Below are 19414 nucleotides of genomic sequence, written 5' to 3' on the forward strand. Positions count from 1 at the left end.
CGGGGAAACACAGCATGCGCGCCCTCCAGGCAGCCGCCACCGGCATGATGGCCCAGGAACTCAACGTCCAGGTCATCTCGAACAACATCGCGAACCTTCGCACCACCGGCTACAAGCGCCAGCAGGCCCAGTTCCAGGACCTGCTCTACGAGAACCTGCGCCGGGCCGGCAGCCAGACCTCGGACCAGGGCACCCGGCTTCCCGCCGGCCTCGCCCTCGGCTCGGGCGTGAAGACCGGTTCGACCCCCCGCGTCATGAGCCAGGGCAACCTGTCCTCGACCGAGAAGACCTACGACGTCGCCGTCCGGGGCGAGGGATTGTTCAAGGTCCGGATGCCCGACGGCCGCACCGCATACACGCGGGACGGCTCCTTCGACCTCGACAATGCGGGCCAGATCGTGACGCGGGACGGCTACGTGCTCGAACCGGGCATCACCATCCCGCAGAACACGACCGGGGTGACGATCAGCGCGACCGGCCAGGTCCAAGCGTCGCTGACCGGCCAGACAGCCCCGACGATCGCGGGCCAGCTCCAGCTCTCGCGCTTCATCAACAAGGTCGGCCTCGAAGCGATCGGCGACAACCTGTTCATCGAGACGGCCGCGTCCGGCCAGCCGGTGGACGGCAATCCCGGCCAGGACGGATTCGGCAACCTGCAGCAGAGCTACCTGGAGGAGGCGAACGTCAACGCCGTGACCGAGATCTCGAGCCTGATCGCGGCCCAGCGCGCCTACGAGATGAATTCCAAGGTGGTGACGGCGGCGGACCAGATGCTGTCCTCGGCCAGCCAGATGTTCCGCGGCTGAGAGCTGAACCATGACCCTCCGCCATCCCCCTCAACGCCGTCCGGCCCTCGCTGCGGGCCTCGCCATCTTCGCCATGGTCGCGGCGACCTCGGCCAGCGCGGCCGATCGCCCGAGCCTGCGCGGCGACGTCACCGTCGTGGGCGACCTCCTGACGCTCGGCGACCTCGTCGCGCATGCCCCGGCGGCCCTCGCCGGCACGGCCTTGTTCCGGGCCCCGTCCCTCGGCCAGTCCGGCACGATCCAGGCGCAACGAGTCCTGGGCGCGGCGGAGACGCTCGGATTGGGACCGATCGACACCGCGGGACGGACGCAGGTCACCGTCACCCGCGCCGCCCGCCATGTCGGTGCGAGCGAGATCGAGGCGGCGATCCGGAAGCGCCTCGCTGGCCAATTCGGCATGGACCCGAGCGCGACCGGGATCAGCTTCGACGGGGCCGGTCCGACGCTCGTCGTCGCGCCGACCGTCACGGGCGAGGTCACGGCGACCGACGTCACGCTCGACCGGCGGAGCCGGCGAGTCCAGGCGACGATCTGGATCGGGCCCTCGGCCGGCGAACGTCAGGCCCAGATTCGGGTTACAGGAAGCGCCGTCGACCTCGTCGAGGTGGCCGTTGCCGGCCGAGCCCTCGCCCGCGGCGAGACCGTGCGGTCGACGGACGTCGTCCTGGAGCGCCGCGCCCGGGACCTCGTTCCGGCCGACGCCATCCTGGACGGAACGCCACTCGAGGGCCGGGTCGCCCGCCGCGCGGTCGGGGTCGGCGCCCTGATGCGGCCCGCCGACCTGATCCGGCCCGAACTCGTGGCCCGGGGGGACGTCGTGACCGTCACCTACGAGACCCCGGGCGTGAGCCTGACCATGCGGGCCAAGGTGTCGGAGGGCGGCGCCCTCGGCGACACGGTCGGCATCACCAATCCGCAATCCAAGAAGGTGCTGCAGGCGGTGGTGATCGGTCCCGGCCGCGTCTCCGTCTCGACCGCCCCGACCGGGCGGCTCGCCGCCGCCATCCCCTCTCCGTAAGCCCGCCCCGCTCCGTGCCCCATCGGATATCCGCCATGACCCGCCCCCTCCTCCGCCTCGCCGCCCTCGGCGCCGCCACGCTCGCCCTCGCCGGCTGCGGCTCGCTCGACCGTCTCGCCAATGTCGGCGCGCAGCCCGACCTGTCGGCGATCCAGGACCCGACCGCGCAGCCCGGCTACAAGCCGGTCCGGATGCCGATGCCGACCCCGCAGCCGGTTTCCTACGCGGCGAACTCGCTCTGGCGGACGGGGTCGCGCGGCTTCTTCAAGGACCAGCGTGCGCAGCAGGTCGGCGACATCGTCACCGTGAACGTCAAGGTGACGGACAAGGCCAATCTCGACAACGAGACCAAGCGGTCTCGTTCGAACGGCGAGAATTTCGGCGCCACGAACCTGTTCGGCGCCGAAACGAAGCTGACCAAGGTCCTGCCTGGCGCGAGCGCCAGCGCCCTCGTCGATGCGAGCTCGACCTCGAACAGCGACGGGTCGGGCTCGATCACCCGCAAGGAGGAACTCACGACCAACGTCGCGGCCGTCGTGACCCAAATCCTGCCGAACGGGAACCTCGTGGTCGAGGGCAAGCAGGAGATCCGGGTCAATTTCGAGGTCCGAGAGCTGATCGTGGCGGGCATCATCCGGCCGGAGGACATCCAGGCCGACAACACGGTCGATTCGTCCAAGATCGCCGAGGCCCGGATCGCCTATGGCGGCCGCGGCCAGATCACCGACGTCCAGCAGCCCCGCTACGGCCAGCAGGTCATGGACATCATCCTGCCCTTCTAGGGCGAACGCCTTCCCCCCGGAGGTGTCGGCACGCTCCCCACGTCAGCCGACACCTCCAACGCGGCCCCGGTGCTCCCGCCGGGGCCGCTTTTCTGTTATGACGCCGCCATGAACGAGCCCGCGGTGTCGCGAGTTATCGGTGGCGTCACGATCGAGGTGCAGCAGGCCGACATCACGGCGCTCGACCTCGACGCGATCGTGAATGCCGCGAATGCCGCCCTGGCCGGAGGCGGCGGGGTGGACGGCGCCATCCATCGCGGGGCCGGGCCAGCGCTTGCGGACGCCTGCCGAGTTCTCGGCGGCTGCGAGCCGGGAGATGCCAAGATCACGCCGGGCTTCGGGCTCAAGGCCCGATGGGTCATCCACACGGTCGGACCCGTCTGGCGGGGCGGCACGCACCGGGAGGCCGACGTCCTGGCGAGCTGCTACCGGCGCTCGCTCGAGATTGCCCGCGAGAACCGGATCCGGAGCCTCGCCTTCCCGGCAATCTCGACAGGAATATACGGGTTCCCCGCCGATCGCGCGGCCGGCATCGCGGTTCGGACCTTGCGCGATGTGGCGGAACATAGCGGTGCCGCGTTGATTGTGCTGTGTTGCTTCAGCGCCGCCAGCGCGTTGCTTCATTCGGAGATGCTCCGCATCGAAACGGCCCCGTCGTCCTCATGACCACGATTGCTTCCCGCGGAGAGGAGACGAGGGCCGCCTGGCTACCGGGGCGCCGCATCGGCCTGTCGGGCCGGTTGATCCTTCTCACCATGCTGTTCGTCATGCTGGCGGAGGTGATGATCTATCTGCCCTCCGTGGCGAGCTTTCGACGCAGCCTGATCACGGATCGCATCATGGGCGCGCAGATGGTCGCGCTCGCGCTCTCGGCCACGTCTCCCGAAGCGCTCTCGCCCGAGCTGGAGACGAAGCTCCTCGCCGGCATCAAGGGAGCGCAGGCCATCGGCGTCCGTGGGCCTGGAACCCGATGGCTCCTGGAACGCGCGGGAGAGGCTCCACCGCCGGCGTCGCTGACCATCGACATGCGTGAGGCTCCCTGGTGGGGACCTCTCCGGGGTGTCGCCCGCACCCTGTTGACCAACAAGCCTAACGTCATCCGGATCATCGGTCCCGGCGTGCCCGGCGTGACGGGCGTCGAATGGGTCGAAATCATCACCGACGAGGCACCGCTTCGGCATGCCGTCATCGGCTTCACCCGAAACTTTCTGCTCATCTCGCTGGCGATATCCGCGATCACGGGCGCGCTGCTCTATCTCGCACTTCACCTTATCGTGGTGCGCCCGGTCCGGCGTCTCGCCGGCAATATCGAGGATTTCGCCCGCGACCCGGAGGACGCGTCACGGATCATCCGTCCCTCGCTCAGGCAGGACGAGATCGGTCGAGCCGAGGAGGCGCTCGCCCGGATGGAGACGGCGCTCGCCGGCGAGTTGCGCCAGAAGCGCCATCTCGCCGATCTCGGCCTCGCGGTCAGCAAGATCAATCACGAGCTTCGGAACATGCTGACGACGGCGCAGCTCCTGGGCGACCGGCTCGGCGAGCTGGAGGATCCGACCGTGCGCCGCATCGCGCCACGCCTGGTCCGTACCCTGGCGAGGGCGATCGACTTCTGCGGCGCGACCCTCGCCTATGGGCGGGCCGGAGAGCGCCCGCCGCAACGAAAACGCATCCGGGTAAGGCCCCTGGTCGAGGAGCAGCTCGACCTCTCGGCCCTGACCGACAGCAGCAAGGTCGCGGTCACCGTGTCGATGCCGGACGATCTCGTGATCGATGCCGATCCAGATCAGCTGGCGCGCGTGCTCCTGAACCTGCTCCGCAATGCCGTCGAGGCATTGTCGCGCGCAGACACCCGAAACGCTGCGCTCGCCATCGCAGGCGAACGCCGGAACGGGGTGGTCATCCTGCGCGTGTCGGATAACGGCCCGGGCATCCCGGAGCGGATCAGGGACCGCCTGTTCAGCGCCTTTCAGGCTTCCGACCAGGCCGGCGGAACGGGGCTGGGCCTGCCGGTCGCGGACGAACTCGTTCGCCTGCACAGGGGCACGATCGTGCTCGATAGCGGTTCGCAAGGCGGCGCGAGCTTTCTCATCACCATCCCGGACCGACCCGCCGAGGCGTGATCACCCGATGCCGGGCGGAAGACAGGCTTTCCAGCGCTTCGGCCGGTCGCCCTCGAAATGGGGCTTTCAGTCCGCATACCCTTTGTCGCTCCTCAGACGAGGAGCGGGCGCCCTCGGGTGACGCCAGGGTCGGACCGTCTTCCTCCGAACGTTCAAGCGAGCGCGTGAACGAAGGCCGGTCCGACGGGTTCCGATATGCCAACCGGCGTCGGTTCGGACAGGCCTGAGTCTGTCCGCAACCAGATCGCCGCGATGCTGGCCGCGGAATGGGAGACGAGCGCGATGACCCAGCAAGTCCCGCTCAGTGAGGAGGCCCGGGCCGACGAAGGAGCGGGTCCGGACGGCACGCATGAGATCGCGCCCGATCTCGCCTATCTGCGCACCCTGATCGCGAATGTCGTCTTCTCCGGCCCGCCCGGAGCGGGGGACCGCGGATGGGTTCTGGTCGATGCGGGCGTGTTCGGGACCAAGCGCCAGATCAAGGCCGCCGCGGAGGCCCGGTTCGGCGCCGGCGCACGGCCGTCCGCGATCGTCCTGACGCATGGTCACTTCGACCATGTCGGCGTGCTGGAGGATCTCGCGCAGGAATGGGACGTCCCCGTCTACGCCCATGAGCTGGAACTCCCCTATCTGAATGGGACGGCCGCCTACCCGCCCGGCGACCCGAGCGTCGGGGGCGGGCTCATCGCCAGCCTGTCCAGCCTGTTGCCGACCCGCCCGGTCGACGTCTCCGCGAGGCTGCGGATCTTGCCGGCCGACGGCAGCGTGCCCCCGATGCCGGGCTGGCGCTGGGTGCACACGCCTGGCCACGCGCCTGGCCAGGTCTCTCTGTGGCGCGAGACGGACCGTGCCCTGATCGCCGGCGATGCCTTCGTGACCACGAAGCAGGAATCGGTCTATGCGGCGGCCGTGCAAAGTCCCGAGATGCACGGGCCGCCACGCTATTTCACCATCGACTGGGCCAAGTCCCGGGCCTCAGTGGAGACCCTCGCCGCCCTTCGGCCGAGCCTCGTCGTCACGGGCCACGGCCGAGCCATGAAGGGCCCGGAGATGACGGCCGCCCTCGAGACCCTGGCCCGGACCTTCGACAGGGTCGCTCTGCCCGAGCAGGGCCGCTATCTCGACCATCCGGCGACGGTGGAGAACGGCTTAGCCTACCGGACGCCGTGACGGCCGGCGAGCGTCGGCAAGCTGCAAGCTGGTCCGGACCGCCGCCGCGATGGCCGGCTACTGTCCCAACCGTCGCATGTGCCGGACGGCCTCCTCGGCGAGAACCAGGTTCGAGCTGCCGCTTCCGAGCGGCGCGTCCTCGAGGCCGACCCTGAGATGGCCGCCGCGGGCGAGGGTCGCCTCGATCAGCGGGTCCACGTGGACGCCCAGTCCGGCGATCATCCAGGGAGCTCCGGGAGCGACCTCGGCAAGGAGCGCCAGATAGGCTTCGAGCGCATAGTCTTTCGGCGGGAAGCCCCAGGCGAATTCGTCGGAGAACATGAGGCGGTAGATCGGCGTCGGGATGTCGTCTGTGGCGAGCCCCGCTCCGAGCCGGGCGAAGCCGGGCTCGTAGATCGCGTAGCTCGGCCGAATCTGATGGGCGGCCGCGATTCGCAATCCTTCCCGGATATGCTCGCCCGGATTCAGATAGACGAAGCCGCGATCGCCCTCCCCGATCCGGTCGAACCGCGTGAAGTTGACCGTCCCGGGATCGCAGACCGTCCATTCGATGAGTCCGCGCCGCGCGAGCTCCTCCACGTGGCGGTACCGGTCGGCGGCCGCGCTGGGTTCGTAGGAGCCTAGGCCGGAACCGGCGAGCGGGATGGTCGGGTAGGCGATGATGTCGACCCGTGAACGGATCCCCTCGATGATGCGGGCATAGATATCCCAGTCGTCCCTCTGTCGACCGGTCGCCTCGTCATACGCGTGAAAGTGGATGATCGCGGCGCCGGCTTCCGCCACCTCGATCCCCTCGCGGATGATCGCCTCGACGCTGACCGGCGCCCCGGGCTGGAGGTCCGGTCCCCACGGCCCGTTGAGCGCCACCTCGAGCCAGGTCTCGCTGGGAATCCCCTCGCCTGCCGCCATGACATGCCCTCTCAGACCGGCCGCACCGCGATCGCGATATCCGCGGCGAAGGGCGGGACATTCAGCATCAGGGCGGCCTCCGTCGAGACCTCCTGATTCCAGGCCATTGCTCCGTCCGTCGTGTTCCAGCCCGTCGCCGCGTAGGTGCCGGCCGCAAGCCCCGGAATCCTGATCGTCGTCGAGGTCGGGGCGACGTCCTTCCGGAGGAGGCCGTCCGCCCCGATGGTGTTGCGGCGAAGAAGCCAGATCACCGCCTGGCGCTCGTCGGCGCAGCCGAACACGGCGATGTCCGACGAGAGCGCCCTGATCTCCCGGTTCAGGTTCTTCCGTCGAAACGACGTCCAGTCGACGAGGGGCAGGAAGTCGGACAGCGCCCGCTGCGCCTCACGCATGCCGCGCGTCAGCACATGGGGCTTGCGGTTCGGCCAGCGCATCCCCCCGCCGGCCCCTCCCGAGGCGAGGTGGGCCCATTGCATGTGGCGGAAATATTCGTCGTCGAAGGCCTCGGGCAGGGAGCGGCGCTTGTCCTTGAAGGTGTGGATCGGCCCGTGCTCGGTATCCAGGAAGGGGCGGCCGTCACGGATCTCCGCGATCGCCTCGCGAACGATCCGACCGGTGCTGATCGCGGGGTCGACCGTGTTGTCCGGGGCGTCGATCGTGCCCTGGTGGTAGAGGTGGATGGAGGCGAAATCCAAGTCGGGATGGCGGAAGATCGGCTCCCGCAATTCCATCTCCGGCCGCCACCAGAGTTCCGGACCGAAGAGGGAGACGGTCTGCGGGTGGGCTCGACCATACAGGCGTGTCTCGAGCCGGCGCACGTTATGGCTCAGGTCCTGGATGAACTCGCCGAAGCAATCCGCCGACCCGCCAGCCTGGGCCGGGTGAATTTCGTTCCAGAGGTCCCACGCGAAGAGCGCGTGGCTGCCGCCCCAGCGCTCGACCGCAAAGCCGAGCCGAGCCTTGATCGCTGCGCGCGTCGCCGGGCTGAGCAGGAATTCGGACGGGCGCCTCAGAGGCCCGCCGTTCAGCACGTTGTAGGGGTGGTGCTTCCATTGCAGCCACGTCCAGAACGTGTCGAAGGGCGTCAGCAGGATCTTGAGGCCGATCTCCTCGCAAAGGCGAAAGAGGTCGTCCCAGAGCCGGACCATGTCCGGCACAAAACGCCCGACCGGCCGCTCGATATAGCGATGCCGGCGATGGGCATATTCCAGCATCAGGCGAAGGCAGTTGACGCCGCTCGCCCGAAGCCAGCGCAGATGGGCCTCGACGCCAGGAAGATCGCGCCGCCGAAACAGGTCACGCAACTCGACCCAGTCGATCGCGTCATTCTGGCCGACCGGTGTCCAGGGCGACCCTGTCTCGGTGACGAAATAGGGCAGGCCGGGCCGGGTTTGGACCCATGCCGTCGTGCCCGCATTCGGGAAGCCGTCGGGCGTCTGGTTTCCCGTGATGGCTGGCCTCAGCCACGCCTGCCGCTCGCCGAGAGGAAGGTCCAACCGCGTATTCCGTCGCAATGAGGTGCCGTGATGCGGTGTCGCCCTTAGCCGGTCCGGCGGACCCTGTCAGACCGCCGAACGCCGCAGCGATACGGCCTCGCATTGCGGCTCAGCGGTCAGCCTTTTGACCCGAAGCGGAACGCTGCATGTAGGTCCGGGTGAGCTCCGGGGTCATGTCATGCAGCAGCTGCGCGGTGGTGCGCTCCTCCTGCAGGGTGAGGTTCAGGGCGGCGACATGGCCGTTCCGGCCCGACGCCTCGGCCATCGTGATCAGTGACACATAGGCGGCGATCTCGAAATTCTCGAAGGCGTGGTTGGCGAAGTGGTTCTTCAGGATTTCGTCGCCCATGACGGTGTGGCCAAGGGCGGCAAGATTGCCGGTGATCGACGTCGCCAAGTCCTTCAGCATCGGATTCTCCTCGCCGAAGGAGTCCAGGATCTCGTCCAGACGCTGGATCTGCTGCTCGGTCTCGCCGAGATGGCGCCGAAGCAGAGCATTGACCTCCGGATAATTCTCCACCCGCTCGATTTGCCGCTCCAGCAATTGCGTCGCTGATTTCTCCAGGGCATGCGCATTCTTCAGCCCGACCACATAGAGGTCGAGCATCGCGTCTGACCCTGCGGAGCTTCCGAGTGAGGCGGCCATGGCGGGATTCCTGCGGTTGTTGAGGAACGAACCCGAGCCGCGAGGTCGGGTTCCTACGCACCGAACGCTGCCTAGAGACCGACTGGAAACGTACCCTCGTCGCAAGTGCAACTGGCAATCGAGCTGCCGTCACAAGCACGACAGACCATCAGGCCGGGCATGAGCCGGCGTCTTGGAAATGCAAACAACGCTTGGTACGATTTCTGAATGCCGAGCTGCCGAAGGCGCAGGCCAACCACTCCGTCGGGTGCCGTACCGTCGCGGCCCTCGTCTCAAAGGGTGCGAACCAAGTCGCACAGGACACATTGTGTCATGTCGGATGTACGGTAAGGGTATCGGTGAGTTTCGCCAGCTTCTTCCTCGGCGGCTTCGAGTGCTCGTGCCACACGAGACCCGACGCCAACAGGCTGGATCTCCTTCGCTCGACCGGTCACGACCGGTTCGCGGCGTCGGACTACCGCCTCCTCATCGATCATGACATTCGGTCGGCGCGCGACGGGATCCGTTGGCATCTGATCGAGGCCGAGCCGGGTCGCTACGACTGGTCCAGCCTGCTGCCGATGGCGCATGCGGCCCGACAAGTCGGTATGCAGGTGGTTTGGGACCTCTGCCATTACGGGTTGCCAACCCACATCGACATCTGGTCGCCTCACTTTCCGGATCGGTTCGCAAGGTTCGCCCGCGAGGCCGCGCTCGTCATCGCCGACATCAGCGGAGCACCGCCCACCTTTTGCGCCGTGAACGAGATTTCGTTCTGGTCCTGGGCGGGCGGCGAGGTCGGGCGGTTTGGGCCGTGCGCCCATGGGCGAGGCGGCGAATTGAAGCGGCAACTCGTCCGAGCCTGCATCGCGGCGACGCGGGCGGTGCGGGACGCCGTGCCGGGCGCACGCTTCATCTGCGCCGAACCGGCGATCCATATCGATCCAGGTGGGAATGCCGAGCCCGACCATGTCGCCAGCGCCGAGTTCAATCGTTTGTCGCAGTTCGAAGCCATCGATCTCCTCCTGGGTCGGAAAGAGCCAGAACTGGGTGGAAGCCCGGACGTCATCGACGTGATCGGTCTGAATTTCTATCCCGACAATCAATGGTATTACGGCGGGCTGACGATCCCGCTCGGACACCATGCCTTCCGGCCGCTCAGCGTCATCATGCAGGAATGGTGGGGTCGGTTCGAAAAGCCGCTGCTGCTCGCGGAGACGGGTGCCGAGGGATCCGGCCGCGCCTCCTGGCTGCATTATGTCTGCGGCGAGGTGCGCGAGGCGAGCCGCCTCGGCGTGCCTTGCGACGGTGTCTGCATCTATCCCATCCTGGAATATCAGGGATGGGAGAATGGCCGGGCCTGCGCGACCGGGCTACTCTCGGGGCCGGACGAGACAGGCACCAGGACGGTCTATGGCCCGCTGGCAACGGAGCTCGGGGTGCAGCGCGCCCTCGTGAAGGACGTCCGGAGTTCCGCACGGCGCCACGCAGCGCCCAAGCTGAGCGAAGCCGCCTGATGGGGCTCGCATGATGGCGGCCGGCTCCGACCGGACCGAGGATATCGGCCGGCATCTCACCTCCCCGGGCCGCTTCCTGTTCCATTACGTTCGGGTCCGAAGCAGCGTCTTCCTCGTGCTCGGGGTCGGGGTCGTCAGCGCGGCCGGAGCGGCCGTCAGCGTCCAGTATGTTATCAAGCTCCTCGTCGACGTCATGGCGGGCCCGGCCGAGGGTAAGAACGCCGTCTGGACGGTCCTGGCGTTCTTCGTCTGTCTGATCGCCTTCGAGAATCTATGCTGGCGACTCGTCGGCTGGCTGACCTGCCGGACGACGGTCGATGCCGGCGTCGAGATGCGGCTCGACCTGTTCGAGTATCTCAATCGTCAGCCGATGCGATATTTCGCCGACAACCTGGCCGGCTCCCTCGGCCAACGCATCACGGCGACGGCCGGCAATTTCGGTGCGTTCGTCAATACGTTGGTCTGGCGCGTCGTTCCGCCCTGCATCGACTTTCTCGGCGCCCTGATCATCTTCAGCTCGATCAACCTTGGAATGACGGGCGCCCTCGCCTTTTCCGTCATCCTGGTCACCTGGCTGCTGATCTGGTTCGGCGAACGAGGACGGCCGACGCACCGCGACTATTCGGGGCGCGCCGGCACGGTTGCGGGCGAGCTCGTCGATACGATCAGCAACATGTGGGCCGTGAAAGCCTTCTCGGCCCGGGAACGCGAATACGAGCGGCTTCGGACGTCCTTTGACGCGGAGGCCTCTGCGCAGCGCGCGAGCTGGATGCATATCGAGAAGGCGCGCCTGCTGCACGACGTCGTCCTGTGTGCGGCGGCGGCCGGGATGCTGGCCTGGGCCATCACGCTCTGGACGGCCGGCGGCATCACGCCCGGCGACGTGGTCGTGGTCTCCACCCTGACCTTCCGGATCCTGCATTCCTCCCGCGACCTCGCGCTCTCGCTCGTGGATATCGGCCGTCAGGTCGGCTTCATCGACGAGACCTTGAGCACGATCGGCCAGAAGCAGACCGTCCTCGACCAGTCGGATGCGCCCCCTCTGCGGCCCTCGACCGGCACCATCGAATTCAAGGATGTCAGCTTCTCCTATGCCGGCGACGGCGCCCGAGACGCGACCCATGAGCTCAGCCTCGTCATTCCGGGTGGTCAGAAGGTTGGGATCGTCGGTCCATCGGGTGCCGGCAAGTCGACCCTCGTCCACCTGCTGCAGCGGCTCTACGACGTCGACCGGGGCTGTATCCTGATCGACGGGCAGCCCATCGACCGTGTCACGCAGGATTCCCTGCGCGCCGCGCTTGCCGTGGTGCCCCAGGAGATCGGCCTTTTTCATCGCAACGTGCGCGACAACATCCGCTTCGCGCGGCCCTCCGCCACCGACGAGGAGGTCGTCGCGGCCGCGAGGTCGGCGAATTGCGAGGCCTTCGTCGCCACGCTGCCCGAGGCATATGACACGATCGTCGGGGAGCGCGGGATGCGTCTTTCGGGCGGCCAGCGCCAGCGGGTCGGAATCGCGCGCGCCTTCCTGAAGAACGCGCCGATCATCATTCTCGACGAGGCAACCTCTGCGCTCGACACCGAATCCGAGATCCAGATCCAGAATTCGGTGATGAACCAGATGAAGGGTCGGACCGTGGTCGCGGTGGCCCACCGCCTGTCGACGCTCGCCACCTTCGACCGGGTCATCGTCATCCAGGACGGCCGCGTGGTGCAGGACGGCCCCCCGGGCCAGCTTCTGGCGGAAGACGGGCTCTACCGGCGCATGTGGCGCCTCCAGGCCCGCGGGCTGTCGATCTACGAAGTTCCCCCGGCGTCGGCTGAGGGCGAGGAGAGCATCAGGCCCGCCGCACACCGGGCCTCGGCGACCGGGTAGGTCCCGACCGGCTGGCCTGATCACCAGCCCGCCCCGTCATTGCGGGCGCGGCTTGTAGGCCTCCGGGGGCTTCTGGTCGACATTGGCCGGCTGTCCCGGCGCCGGAGCTTCGGCCCGGCCGTATTGCGTGTACCGGTATCCTACGAAGGCCACGACGAGGACGAGAATCGACAGGGCGGCGATGCCGAGGTTAGCGCGTTTCGATGTGCTCATGATGGTCTCCGCCAGCGATGAACCGATCCCACGGGCGGCAAGCGCGGTGGCCAACGACCGGAGCCGCTCGCGCTCGTCTGCTGGTGAGGACGGGCGAGGATGGCCCGTCGGTCGGGTCATCGGCTCAACTCGCCAGCCCGATCTGTGTGCCCCGCTCCCGTCTTCCGTCCGGGTGCGAACGACGACGCCCTACTTCCGGTCGAAGACCATCAGGGTGCTGAAACGATCGGGATCGTCGGTGCGTGGGCCGCCGACTGCGCCATAGCCGTAGCGGAACGGGATCGGGCCGATCCAGTCCAGCGCGGCGAAGTCGTAGGCCGGCTTGGCCCGGCAGCCGTCGCTCCATAGCTTCCGCCAGAGGTCCTTGTCGTCCTTCGAAGCCGTCCGGCAGAGAGCCGCTCCGGTGGTGCTTTTCAAGTCGTTCTGCGGGCCGCTCGTCCCGAACTGCTTATGCGGGCGCGTGTAATGGCCGAACAACCGCAAGCTCCAGGACGACGCCGTGTCCTTGAAGGCCCGCAAGGGAATGCCGTCGTCGTTCTGTACGACGTGTTTCACCTGGCCGATGACGAACTTGTTCAGCCCGTCGAACTCGCGGCTGGAGGAGACAAAGCTCGCGGCCTTGTAATAGGCGGTGTCGAAGCGGCTGCCTTCGAGGAACTTCATGAAGTCGGGATTGCGCTGAAGGTTCTGGTCGCTGAGGTCCATGCGGAAATAGGTGACGTCGCCCTCGCGGCCGTTCGGCTTGCGGAACCGGACGCGAACGCCGTTCGATCGATCAGTGCTCACGCGCAACTGCCCGGCCGAGTCGATGGCGACGGGCTCGACTGCCAGGATCTCGAAGTCATTCGCCGCCAATCCGACGGCGATCATCGTCGAGGTCCCGAATTCGGTGAGCTCCTTGGCCATGGCGGTCGTGATGTAATAGCTGAGCCGCATCAGCGCGTTGTAGGCTCGCGCGACGCGCCCCATCGTGGCGTCGAGCGTCTTGGACTGGACAAGATCTTGCGGCGAGAAGACCTGGCCCGGCCTCTCCAGCCCGACGAGCACGAGATGCTCGACATTGGGGAAGAGAAGGTTCGGATAGAGCACGTCCGGCCCGCCGAAAAGATAGAGCAGGTTTCGGGTCTCGGTCGAGGCGGGTCCGAGATTGCGCGCGAAGAACTCGCTCATCTGCGCGCGCGACTTCGGTGAGAACAAGGTCCGGCTCGGCGACTCGTCCGCCCAGGCGCGGCGCCGGTCGCCGATCAGCTTCGGCAGCACGGCCTGTTCCCGCAAGACCCCGTTCAAGGAGCCCGTCTCGGACGCCTTTCTCCAGGCCGTGCTCGCCGTGATCGCCTGCACGGCGGGGTCGCCGAGATCGGCCGCGCGCGGCTGAAAGCCGCCCAGCAGCCGCACCTGCGCATCGATGGACATGGCGCCGACAGGCTGGGCACCGACCACGAACAGCGCCAGGAGCGCGCCCAGAACGACTTTCAAGCAAACCTCCGGCGGTCGAGACCTCGACCCTTAAGCGAAATGCAGGCCGCGTCATGACCGATCGACACTCCGGGCTCGACTTACGAACGGCGTTTTCATCGGGGGGCGCGAGCGGCGTCGGTACAGTCACCAACGACCCCGGAGGCGAATCGGCACTCTCAAGGCAGCCTGGCGCTCATCACATGGATGCCGGATCGGCCGCGGCCTCGACTCGGCATGAGCCGGGGCGGCTGGCGCCCCGGTTCGCCGGACGGCATAGAATTGCCTCCTCGCAACATCGAGGAACCGATATGCCGCACGCGATCGCCTCCGACGGCGTCAGGCTCTATTACGAGGAGACCGGCTCCGGCCGAACCGTCATCTTCGTCCACGAGTTCGCGGGCAGCCACGAGAGCTGGGAACCGCAGATGCGGCATTTCGGGCGGCGCTACCGCTGCGTCGCCTTCGCGGCTCGGGGCTATCCGCCCTCCGACGTGCCGGAACAGGCGAGTTCCTATTCGCAGGCGCAGGCGGCCGACGACATCGCGGCCGTTCTCGACCATCTCGGGGAGGAGAAGGCGCATGTGGTCGGGCTCTCGATGGGAGGCTTCGCCACGCTGCATTTCGGATTTCGCCACCCCGGCAAGGCCCGTTCGCTCTGTGTCGGCGGATGCGGCTACGGCGCCGAACTCGACCAGCGCGAACGCTTCCGCGGCGAAGCCGACGTGATCGCGGCCGCCCTCAAGCGGGACGGCATGGAGGCCTTCGCGGACCGGTACGCCTATGGACCGACCAGGGTGCAGTTCGAGAACAAGGATCCGCGTGGCTTCGCCGAGTTCAGGGACATGCTGTCCCAGCATTCCGCCCTCGGCTCGGCCAACACGCAGCTCGGCGTGCAGAAGGAGCGGCCGTCACTCTACGAACTCGTGGACGAGATGCGAGCCTTGACCGTCCCGACCCTCATCATCACCGGCGACGAGGATTGGCCCTGCCTGCTTCCCAGTATCCTGATGAAGCAGAACATCCCGTCGGCGGCGTTGTCGGTGATCCCGAATTCCGGCCACACGATCAACATCGAGGAGCCGGACGAGTATAACCGCCTTCTCGGCACCTTCCTCGCCCAGGTGGATAGCGGACGCTGGCCGATGCGGGATCCCCGCTCGCTCGCAGCCTCGATCACCGGGATGAAACCGTAACGAGCAAGGAGGGTCCGACTTGATCCGGGGTTGCACCGGGTTGCATCCGCTCCCCATCGAACTTAGTGCGGGCCTATCATCGAAATCGTAGGGAGGTTTTCAGGATGGCGCGCAAGATCCTTGTCATGGGCCTTCCGGGAGCGGGCAAGACCCGCCTGTCGGAGGCTCTGGCGCCGCGGCTCGGAGCCGTGCATTTCAACAACGACGACATCCGCCGCAACATCAACAAGGACCTCGGCTTCTCCGTCGAGGATCGCCTCGAACAGGCCCGGAGAATGGGCCATCTCTGCGATCTGGTCGTCGCATCCGGGGGGACGGCCATCGCCGATTTCGTCTGTCCGACGGAGGAGACCCGCAATGCCTTCGGCTCGGAGAGCTTCGTGGTCTGGGTCGACCGGATCGAGGTTGGCCGGTTCGCCGACACGAATGCGCTGTTCGAGCCTCCGGTCGATCCCGACGTGCGGGTCACTGCCGAAGGCGCCCCTGAATTCTGGGCCGAGCAGATCGTTCGCCAGCTCCGGCCCGTCTTCGATCCGAAGGCCCCGACGGCTCTCTTCATCGGCCGCTACCAGCCATTCCACGATGGCCACCGCGCACTGATCGAGGAAGGGCTTCGCCGGGTCGGTCAGGTCTGCATCGCGGTCCGCGACACCGGCGGAACGGATCCCAAGAACCCCCTCGGCTTCCACGACGTCCGACAGCGCATCGAGCAGGCCATGTCCATCCACGAAGGCCGCTTCCTCGTCCTCCCCGTCCCGAACATCACGGACGTCTTCTACGGGCGCGATGTCGGCTGGAACGTGGAACAGATCGTGCTCGACAGCGGCCTCCAGGCCATCTCCGCGACCGGCATCCGCCAACGCGCGGGGTTGTGAGGCGGAACTGGCGGAGGTCGAAGGATCGGAGTGGCGGTCGGAGACGGTAGCGGAGGAGGGCTTCGAACTCCCGACCCCAAGGACCCGGCTTTGGAGGACCTAAGGTTAGAGTTCTCTGTCGCTGGCGGCCGCATGTTCCGCGGCGGCGATGCCGAAGACGCCGGCCTTGCTCAGTCCGCCAAGATAATCGGCTCCATCGCCGCCCTCGATGTCGCCGACGATCGAGCCGGCGGCATACAGGCCGGGGATCGGGCAGTCGCCGTCGGCCAGCACGCGCGCATGCTCATCGATGCGAAGCCCGCCCATCGTGTAGGTAATGCCGGCGCAGGCCGGAACAGCGTAAAATGGCGCCTCGCGGATCGGGAAGGCGCGGTATCGATCCGTGCTGCGCTCGGGGCCGAGCGACGTAGCGGCGCCAATGTGCAGCGCCGCATTGTGCGCCTCGACCGTCCGGGCCAGCCCGTCAGGGTCGAGCCCGGCCAGCGCCGCAAGGTCGGGCAGAGTATGCGCGCGGTGGATCGTGCCGCCGGCCCGGGCCAGATGCGGGTTGGCCGGGATGCGGGCGGATCGGCCCGGCCCAGACCAGATCGGGCTGTCGAAGACGATCGTGCTCGAGAGCGGATCCGGCAGCGCCGCGACCGCATTCGCGAGGAAGATCCCTCCGCGCCCCTCGTCGGCGAAGCGACGACCGTCGGGCCCGACCAGAATGCCGGCCGTGGCGACCGCGTCGAGGTCGGGATAAGGCCAGACCGCGTCGCTCGTCATGGCGTCCCGGCTGAGGAGATGCCCGTAGAAGCGGTCGAGCCGGCTCGCGGCCGCCCCAATCTCCTGGGCCATCCGGAATCCATCGCCGCAACCGGTCGCGGCACCACGCTGCTTGAGTTTGCCCGGAGCGGGCGAGACATGCCGGCGCACCATGTCGGGATCGGCCTGGAAACCGCCGTCGCACAGAATGACGGCATCCGCCGTGAGGCGCATCGGCTCTCCATTTGCCACCACCTCCAGACCCTCGCAACGGCCATCGCGCATGAGGAGCCGCGTGGCGCGGGTGCCGAGCCGTATCGTGCCGCCGCGGCGTCGCAACGCGTCGCCGAGGCGGCGAAGCAGCACGTCGGGCCCTCGTCCGATCCAATGCACGCCGGCCGTGATGGGCCGCGGCGGTGCCAGCGTCCAGGTCTGCCAGGCCGGTCCCGGCCGGACGAACGACGTGCCGTGCCGCAGGAGCCAGTTCACAAGCCGCGGTGCCCCGACCGCGAAGGCATGCGCCAGATCGGCCGAGAGCCGGCCAGCGGTCGCCCGGGCGAGGATGGCCTCGAGCTCCTGAGTCGGGCGTTTCACATCGTTATAGGCGACGTGGATGATGCCGCCCGACATGCGCGTGTTGCAGGGATAGCGCTCGCCCGCGCCCTTCTCGACGAGGCAGACGTCGAGGCCGAGCTCGGCGGCCCGCAGAGCGGCCGAGAGCCCTGCGATCCCGCCTCCGACCACGAGCAGCGACCGCCTGCCGTCCCCCATGCCGTCTCCGCCCAATCCGGTCCTGCGTTGATGACCGCCGGCAGATCGAGCAGGCGTCGTGCCATATAGGCCGGGGCAGGCCAGCAGATCCCGGGCTGTCCTCGTCGAAGGCAGAGGCGTGACCTGGTGTCCGCGAAGGCTACATTCCTTGTGATGCTTTAGGCCGCGTCGAGACAGATGCGCAGGTGGCACTCGTGTTGCGGGACGACGGCACGACCACGCCCAAGACCAACCAGCGCGGCCCGCAGAACCCGCGAGAGAGCCGCCCGGAGCGCCCGATGAGACTTGCCGAGGCCGGTTCGGGTCCAGACGCGCGCATCGTGGACGTCATCGTGATCGGAGGGGGCGGCAGCGGACTCGCGGCCGCGATCGAAGCCGCCTCTCTCGGCCGGACCGTCAGCTTGATCGAGAAGGGCGAGGACCTCGGGGGCACGACCGGCCGGTCCATCGGCTCGATCGCCGCGACGAACACGCCCCATCAATTCCGGAAGGGCATCCAGGACAGCCCCGAAGATCATCTACGCGACTTCCGGGAATTCAATGCCAAGCTGAACCTGCCAGGCAACGAGACCCTGGCCCGCATGCTGGTCGAGAACGTGCCGGAGACATTCCGCTGGCTGCAATCGATGGGGATCGAGTTCTTCGGCCCCATGGCCGAGCTGCCGCATCGCAAGCCCCGCATGCACAATGTGCTGCCGGATTCCCGGGCTTATATCTTCCATCTCGAGCGGCGCGCGCGCCAACTCGGCGTCGAGGTCAGGACCGGCAGCGCCGCCCGCAAGCTCCTGGTCGAAGGCGGCCGCGTGGTCGGAGTCGAATGCGAGACCGCGTCCGGCCCCATCACCGTTCGGGCCCGCGGAGGCGTCGTGCTCTGCACGGGCGATTACAGTGCCGACCCCGAGTTCCGGGCGAAATACATTTCCCCGGACATTGCCGCGGTCGAACCCGTGAACCCGCTGAATACCGGCGACGGCCACCGTCTGGTGCTGGCGCTGGGCGGCCGGATCATCAACCCGCAGCTCCACCTCGCAGGCATCCGCTTCCAGCGCCCACCCCGGCGCTGGCTGGGCAAGATTCCGCCCTACCGGCCCATCACCCGGATGATGCGCTGGGTGCTCGACCATGTGCCCGGGCCGCTGCTGCGACCGCTGATCATCAGCTTCCTCACGACCGTGCTGGTGCCCTCGCCGAAACTGTTCCAGCAGGGCGCCATCATGATCAATGCGCGCGGCGAACGCTTCACCGACGAGCTGATGGACCCCTGCGCCGACCTCGCCCGGCAGCCCGACCAGCGCGCCTATATCCTGCTCGACGGACGCCTGGCCGAGAAGTTCTCGGGCTGGCCCTATTACGTCTCGACCGCGCCCGGCATCGCCTACGCGTCGATCGCCGATTACCGCCGAACCCGCCGGGACATCTTCCGGGAGGACGCGACCCTCGAGGGTCTTGCCGGCAAGCTGGGCTTCGAGCCCGATACGCTCCGCCGCAGCGTCACCGATCACAACGCGAAGCTCGCGCTGCGCCGGTCCCCCGACGAACGCCAGCCGCTCGGTGGGGGCCCGTTCGTCGCGTTGGGTCCGGTTCGCTACTACATCAACTTCACCGACGGCGGCATTGCCGTGGATGACGGCTTCCGCGTCCTCGGAGAGGGCGACCGACCCGTGCCGGGCCTCTATGCGGCCGGGCTCATCGGAATGGGCGGCGTCCTCCTCGAGGGACACGGACACCATCTCGGCTGGGCCTTCACCTCCGGTCGCCTCGCCGGTCGCAGGGCCGCCTATGCGTCCGTCTCCGACGACCTCCCGGAAGCCGTCGCGGCCGATGCCGCAGCGGCCGCGTAAGGC

17 protein-coding genes are annotated in these 19414 nt (G+C 67.7%); 11 read left to right on the forward strand and 6 right to left on the reverse strand.

Annotated features, from left to right (window positions below; genetic code table 11):
* Window positions 1–14: 14 nt before the first annotated feature.
* From flgG to ACFE87_RS12300, 6 genes are all read left to right on the forward strand, one after another.
* The gene (flgG, locus tag ACFE87_RS12275) at window positions 15–806 is read left to right on the forward strand and encodes a flagellar basal-body rod protein FlgG (protein ID WP_375459919.1); all 792 of its coding nucleotides are present in this window, start codon (window positions 15–17) and stop codon (window positions 804–806) included.
* Window positions 807–816: 10 nt separating this feature from the next.
* The gene (gene flgA, locus ACFE87_RS12280; protein WP_375459920.1) at window positions 817–1824 is read left to right on the forward strand and encodes a flagellar basal body P-ring formation chaperone FlgA; all 1008 of its coding nucleotides are present in this window, start codon (window positions 817–819) and stop codon (window positions 1822–1824) included.
* Window positions 1825–1859: 35 nt separating this feature from the next.
* Entirely contained in the window at window positions 1860–2606 is a 747-nt protein-coding gene (flgH, locus tag ACFE87_RS12285; protein WP_375459921.1) for a flagellar basal body L-ring protein FlgH, read from the forward strand.
* 108 nt (window positions 2607–2714) lie between these two features.
* On the forward strand, window positions 2715–3272 hold the full coding sequence (locus tag ACFE87_RS12290) for an O-acetyl-ADP-ribose deacetylase (protein WP_375459922.1): 558 nt from the start codon (window positions 2715–2717) through the stop codon (window positions 3270–3272).
* Window positions 3269–4726, forward strand: coding sequence for a sensor histidine kinase (locus ACFE87_RS12295; RefSeq protein WP_375459923.1), 1458 nt, complete (start codon window positions 3269–3271; stop codon window positions 4724–4726). Before ACFE87_RS12290 ends, ACFE87_RS12295 begins: the two co-directional genes overlap by 4 nt.
* A 282-nt stretch (window positions 4727–5008) precedes the next feature.
* Window positions 5009–5896: an MBL fold metallo-hydrolase gene (locus ACFE87_RS12300; RefSeq protein ID WP_375459924.1), complete on the forward strand. Its 888-nt coding sequence runs from the start codon at window positions 5009–5011 to the stop codon at window positions 5894–5896.
* A gap of 57 nt (window positions 5897–5953) precedes the next feature.
* Here ACFE87_RS12300 and ACFE87_RS12305 read toward each other — a convergent pair whose 3' ends face one another.
* From ACFE87_RS12305 to ACFE87_RS12315, 3 genes are all read right to left on the reverse strand, one after another.
* Window positions 5954–6805: a 3-keto-5-aminohexanoate cleavage protein gene (locus tag ACFE87_RS12305; protein WP_375459925.1), complete on the reverse strand. Its 852-nt coding sequence runs from the start codon at window positions 6803–6805 to the stop codon at window positions 5954–5956.
* An 11-nt stretch (window positions 6806–6816) separates the two neighbouring features.
* Window positions 6817–8301: a hypothetical protein gene (locus ACFE87_RS12310; RefSeq protein ID WP_375459926.1), complete on the reverse strand. Its 1485-nt coding sequence runs from the start codon at window positions 8299–8301 to the stop codon at window positions 6817–6819.
* A gap of 109 nt (window positions 8302–8410) precedes the next feature.
* Window positions 8411–8947: a ferritin-like domain-containing protein gene (locus ACFE87_RS12315; RefSeq protein WP_375459927.1), complete on the reverse strand. Its 537-nt coding sequence runs from the start codon at window positions 8945–8947 to the stop codon at window positions 8411–8413.
* 338 nt (window positions 8948–9285) lie between these two features.
* Between ACFE87_RS12315 and ACFE87_RS12320 the strand changes: the two genes are divergently transcribed.
* Entirely contained in the window at window positions 9286–10443 is a 1158-nt protein-coding gene (locus ACFE87_RS12320) for a beta-glucosidase (protein WP_375459928.1), read from the forward strand.
* 10 nt (window positions 10444–10453) lie between these two features.
* Complete coding sequence (locus ACFE87_RS12325; RefSeq protein WP_375459929.1) at window positions 10454–12316, forward strand: ABC transporter ATP-binding protein; 1863 nt, start codon at window positions 10454–10456, stop codon at window positions 12314–12316.
* A 36-nt stretch (window positions 12317–12352) separates the two neighbouring features.
* Here ACFE87_RS12325 and ACFE87_RS12330 read toward each other — a convergent pair whose 3' ends face one another.
* Window positions 12353–12529, reverse strand: coding sequence for a hypothetical protein (locus ACFE87_RS12330; RefSeq protein WP_375459930.1), 177 nt, complete (start codon window positions 12527–12529; stop codon window positions 12353–12355).
* A 189-nt stretch (window positions 12530–12718) separates the two neighbouring features.
* Window positions 12719–14005 carry a hypothetical protein gene (locus ACFE87_RS12335; protein ID WP_375459931.1) on the reverse strand — a complete coding sequence of 429 codons (1287 nt, stop codon included), beginning with the start codon at window positions 14003–14005 and terminating at the stop codon, window positions 12719–12721.
* A gap of 290 nt (window positions 14006–14295) precedes the next feature.
* Between ACFE87_RS12335 and ACFE87_RS12340 the strand changes: the two genes are divergently transcribed.
* Entirely contained in the window at window positions 14296–15180 is an 885-nt protein-coding gene (locus ACFE87_RS12340; RefSeq protein ID WP_375459932.1) for an alpha/beta fold hydrolase, read from the forward strand.
* A 104-nt stretch (window positions 15181–15284) separates the two neighbouring features.
* Window positions 15285–16055, forward strand: coding sequence for an adenylyl-sulfate kinase (locus ACFE87_RS12345; protein WP_375459933.1), 771 nt, complete (start codon window positions 15285–15287; stop codon window positions 16053–16055).
* A gap of 105 nt (window positions 16056–16160) precedes the next feature.
* Here ACFE87_RS12345 and ACFE87_RS12350 read toward each other — a convergent pair whose 3' ends face one another.
* On the reverse strand, window positions 16161–17570 hold the full coding sequence (locus tag ACFE87_RS12350) for an FAD-dependent oxidoreductase (RefSeq protein WP_375459934.1): 1410 nt from the start codon (window positions 17568–17570) through the stop codon (window positions 16161–16163).
* Window positions 17571–17755: 185 nt separating this feature from the next.
* Between ACFE87_RS12350 and ACFE87_RS12355 the strand changes: the two genes are divergently transcribed.
* Complete coding sequence (locus tag ACFE87_RS12355; RefSeq protein ID WP_375459935.1) at window positions 17756–19411, forward strand: FAD-dependent oxidoreductase; 1656 nt, start codon at window positions 17756–17758, stop codon at window positions 19409–19411.
* The last annotated feature ends 3 nt before the right edge of the window (window positions 19412–19414 follow it).

The organism is uncultured Enterovirga sp., from assembly GCF_964242715.1.
GTDB lineage: Bacteria > Pseudomonadota > Alphaproteobacteria > Rhizobiales > Beijerinckiaceae > Enterovirga.

Bases quoted from the DNA above. Each gene is read 5' to 3' on its own strand.
- flgA (WP_375459920.1), top strand. From the start codon at position 817: ATGACCCTCCGCCATCCCCCTCAACGCCGTCCGGCCCTCGCTGCGGGC.
- ACFE87_RS12305 (WP_375459925.1), bottom strand. From the start codon at position 6,805: ATGGCGGCAGGCGAGGGGATTCCCAGCGAGACCTGGCTCGAGGTGGCG.
- flgH (WP_375459921.1), top strand. From the start codon at position 1,860: ATGACCCGCCCCCTCCTCCGCCTCGCCGCCCTCGGCGCCGCCACGCTC.
- flgG (WP_375459919.1), top strand. From the start codon at position 15: ATGCGCGCCCTCCAGGCAGCCGCCACCGGCATGATGGCCCAGGAACTC.
- ACFE87_RS12325 (WP_375459929.1), top strand. From the start codon at position 10,454: ATGATGGCGGCCGGCTCCGACCGGACCGAGGATATCGGCCGGCATCTC.
- ACFE87_RS12295 (WP_375459923.1), top strand. From the start codon at position 3,269: ATGACCACGATTGCTTCCCGCGGAGAGGAGACGAGGGCCGCCTGGCTA.
- ACFE87_RS12300 (WP_375459924.1), top strand. From the start codon at position 5,009: ATGACCCAGCAAGTCCCGCTCAGTGAGGAGGCCCGGGCCGACGAAGGA.
- ACFE87_RS12345 (WP_375459933.1), top strand. From the start codon at position 15,285: ATGGCGCGCAAGATCCTTGTCATGGGCCTTCCGGGAGCGGGCAAGACC.
- ACFE87_RS12330 (WP_375459930.1), bottom strand. From the start codon at position 12,529: ATGAGCACATCGAAACGCGCTAACCTCGGCATCGCCGCCCTGTCGATT.
- ACFE87_RS12315 (WP_375459927.1), bottom strand. From the start codon at position 8,947: ATGGCCGCCTCACTCGGAAGCTCCGCAGGGTCAGACGCGATGCTCGAC.
- ACFE87_RS12350 (WP_375459934.1), bottom strand. From the start codon at position 17,570: ATGGGGGACGGCAGGCGGTCGCTGCTCGTGGTCGGAGGCGGGATCGCA.
- ACFE87_RS12340 (WP_375459932.1), top strand. From the start codon at position 14,296: ATGCCGCACGCGATCGCCTCCGACGGCGTCAGGCTCTATTACGAGGAG.
- ACFE87_RS12290 (WP_375459922.1), top strand. From the start codon at position 2,715: ATGAACGAGCCCGCGGTGTCGCGAGTTATCGGTGGCGTCACGATCGAG.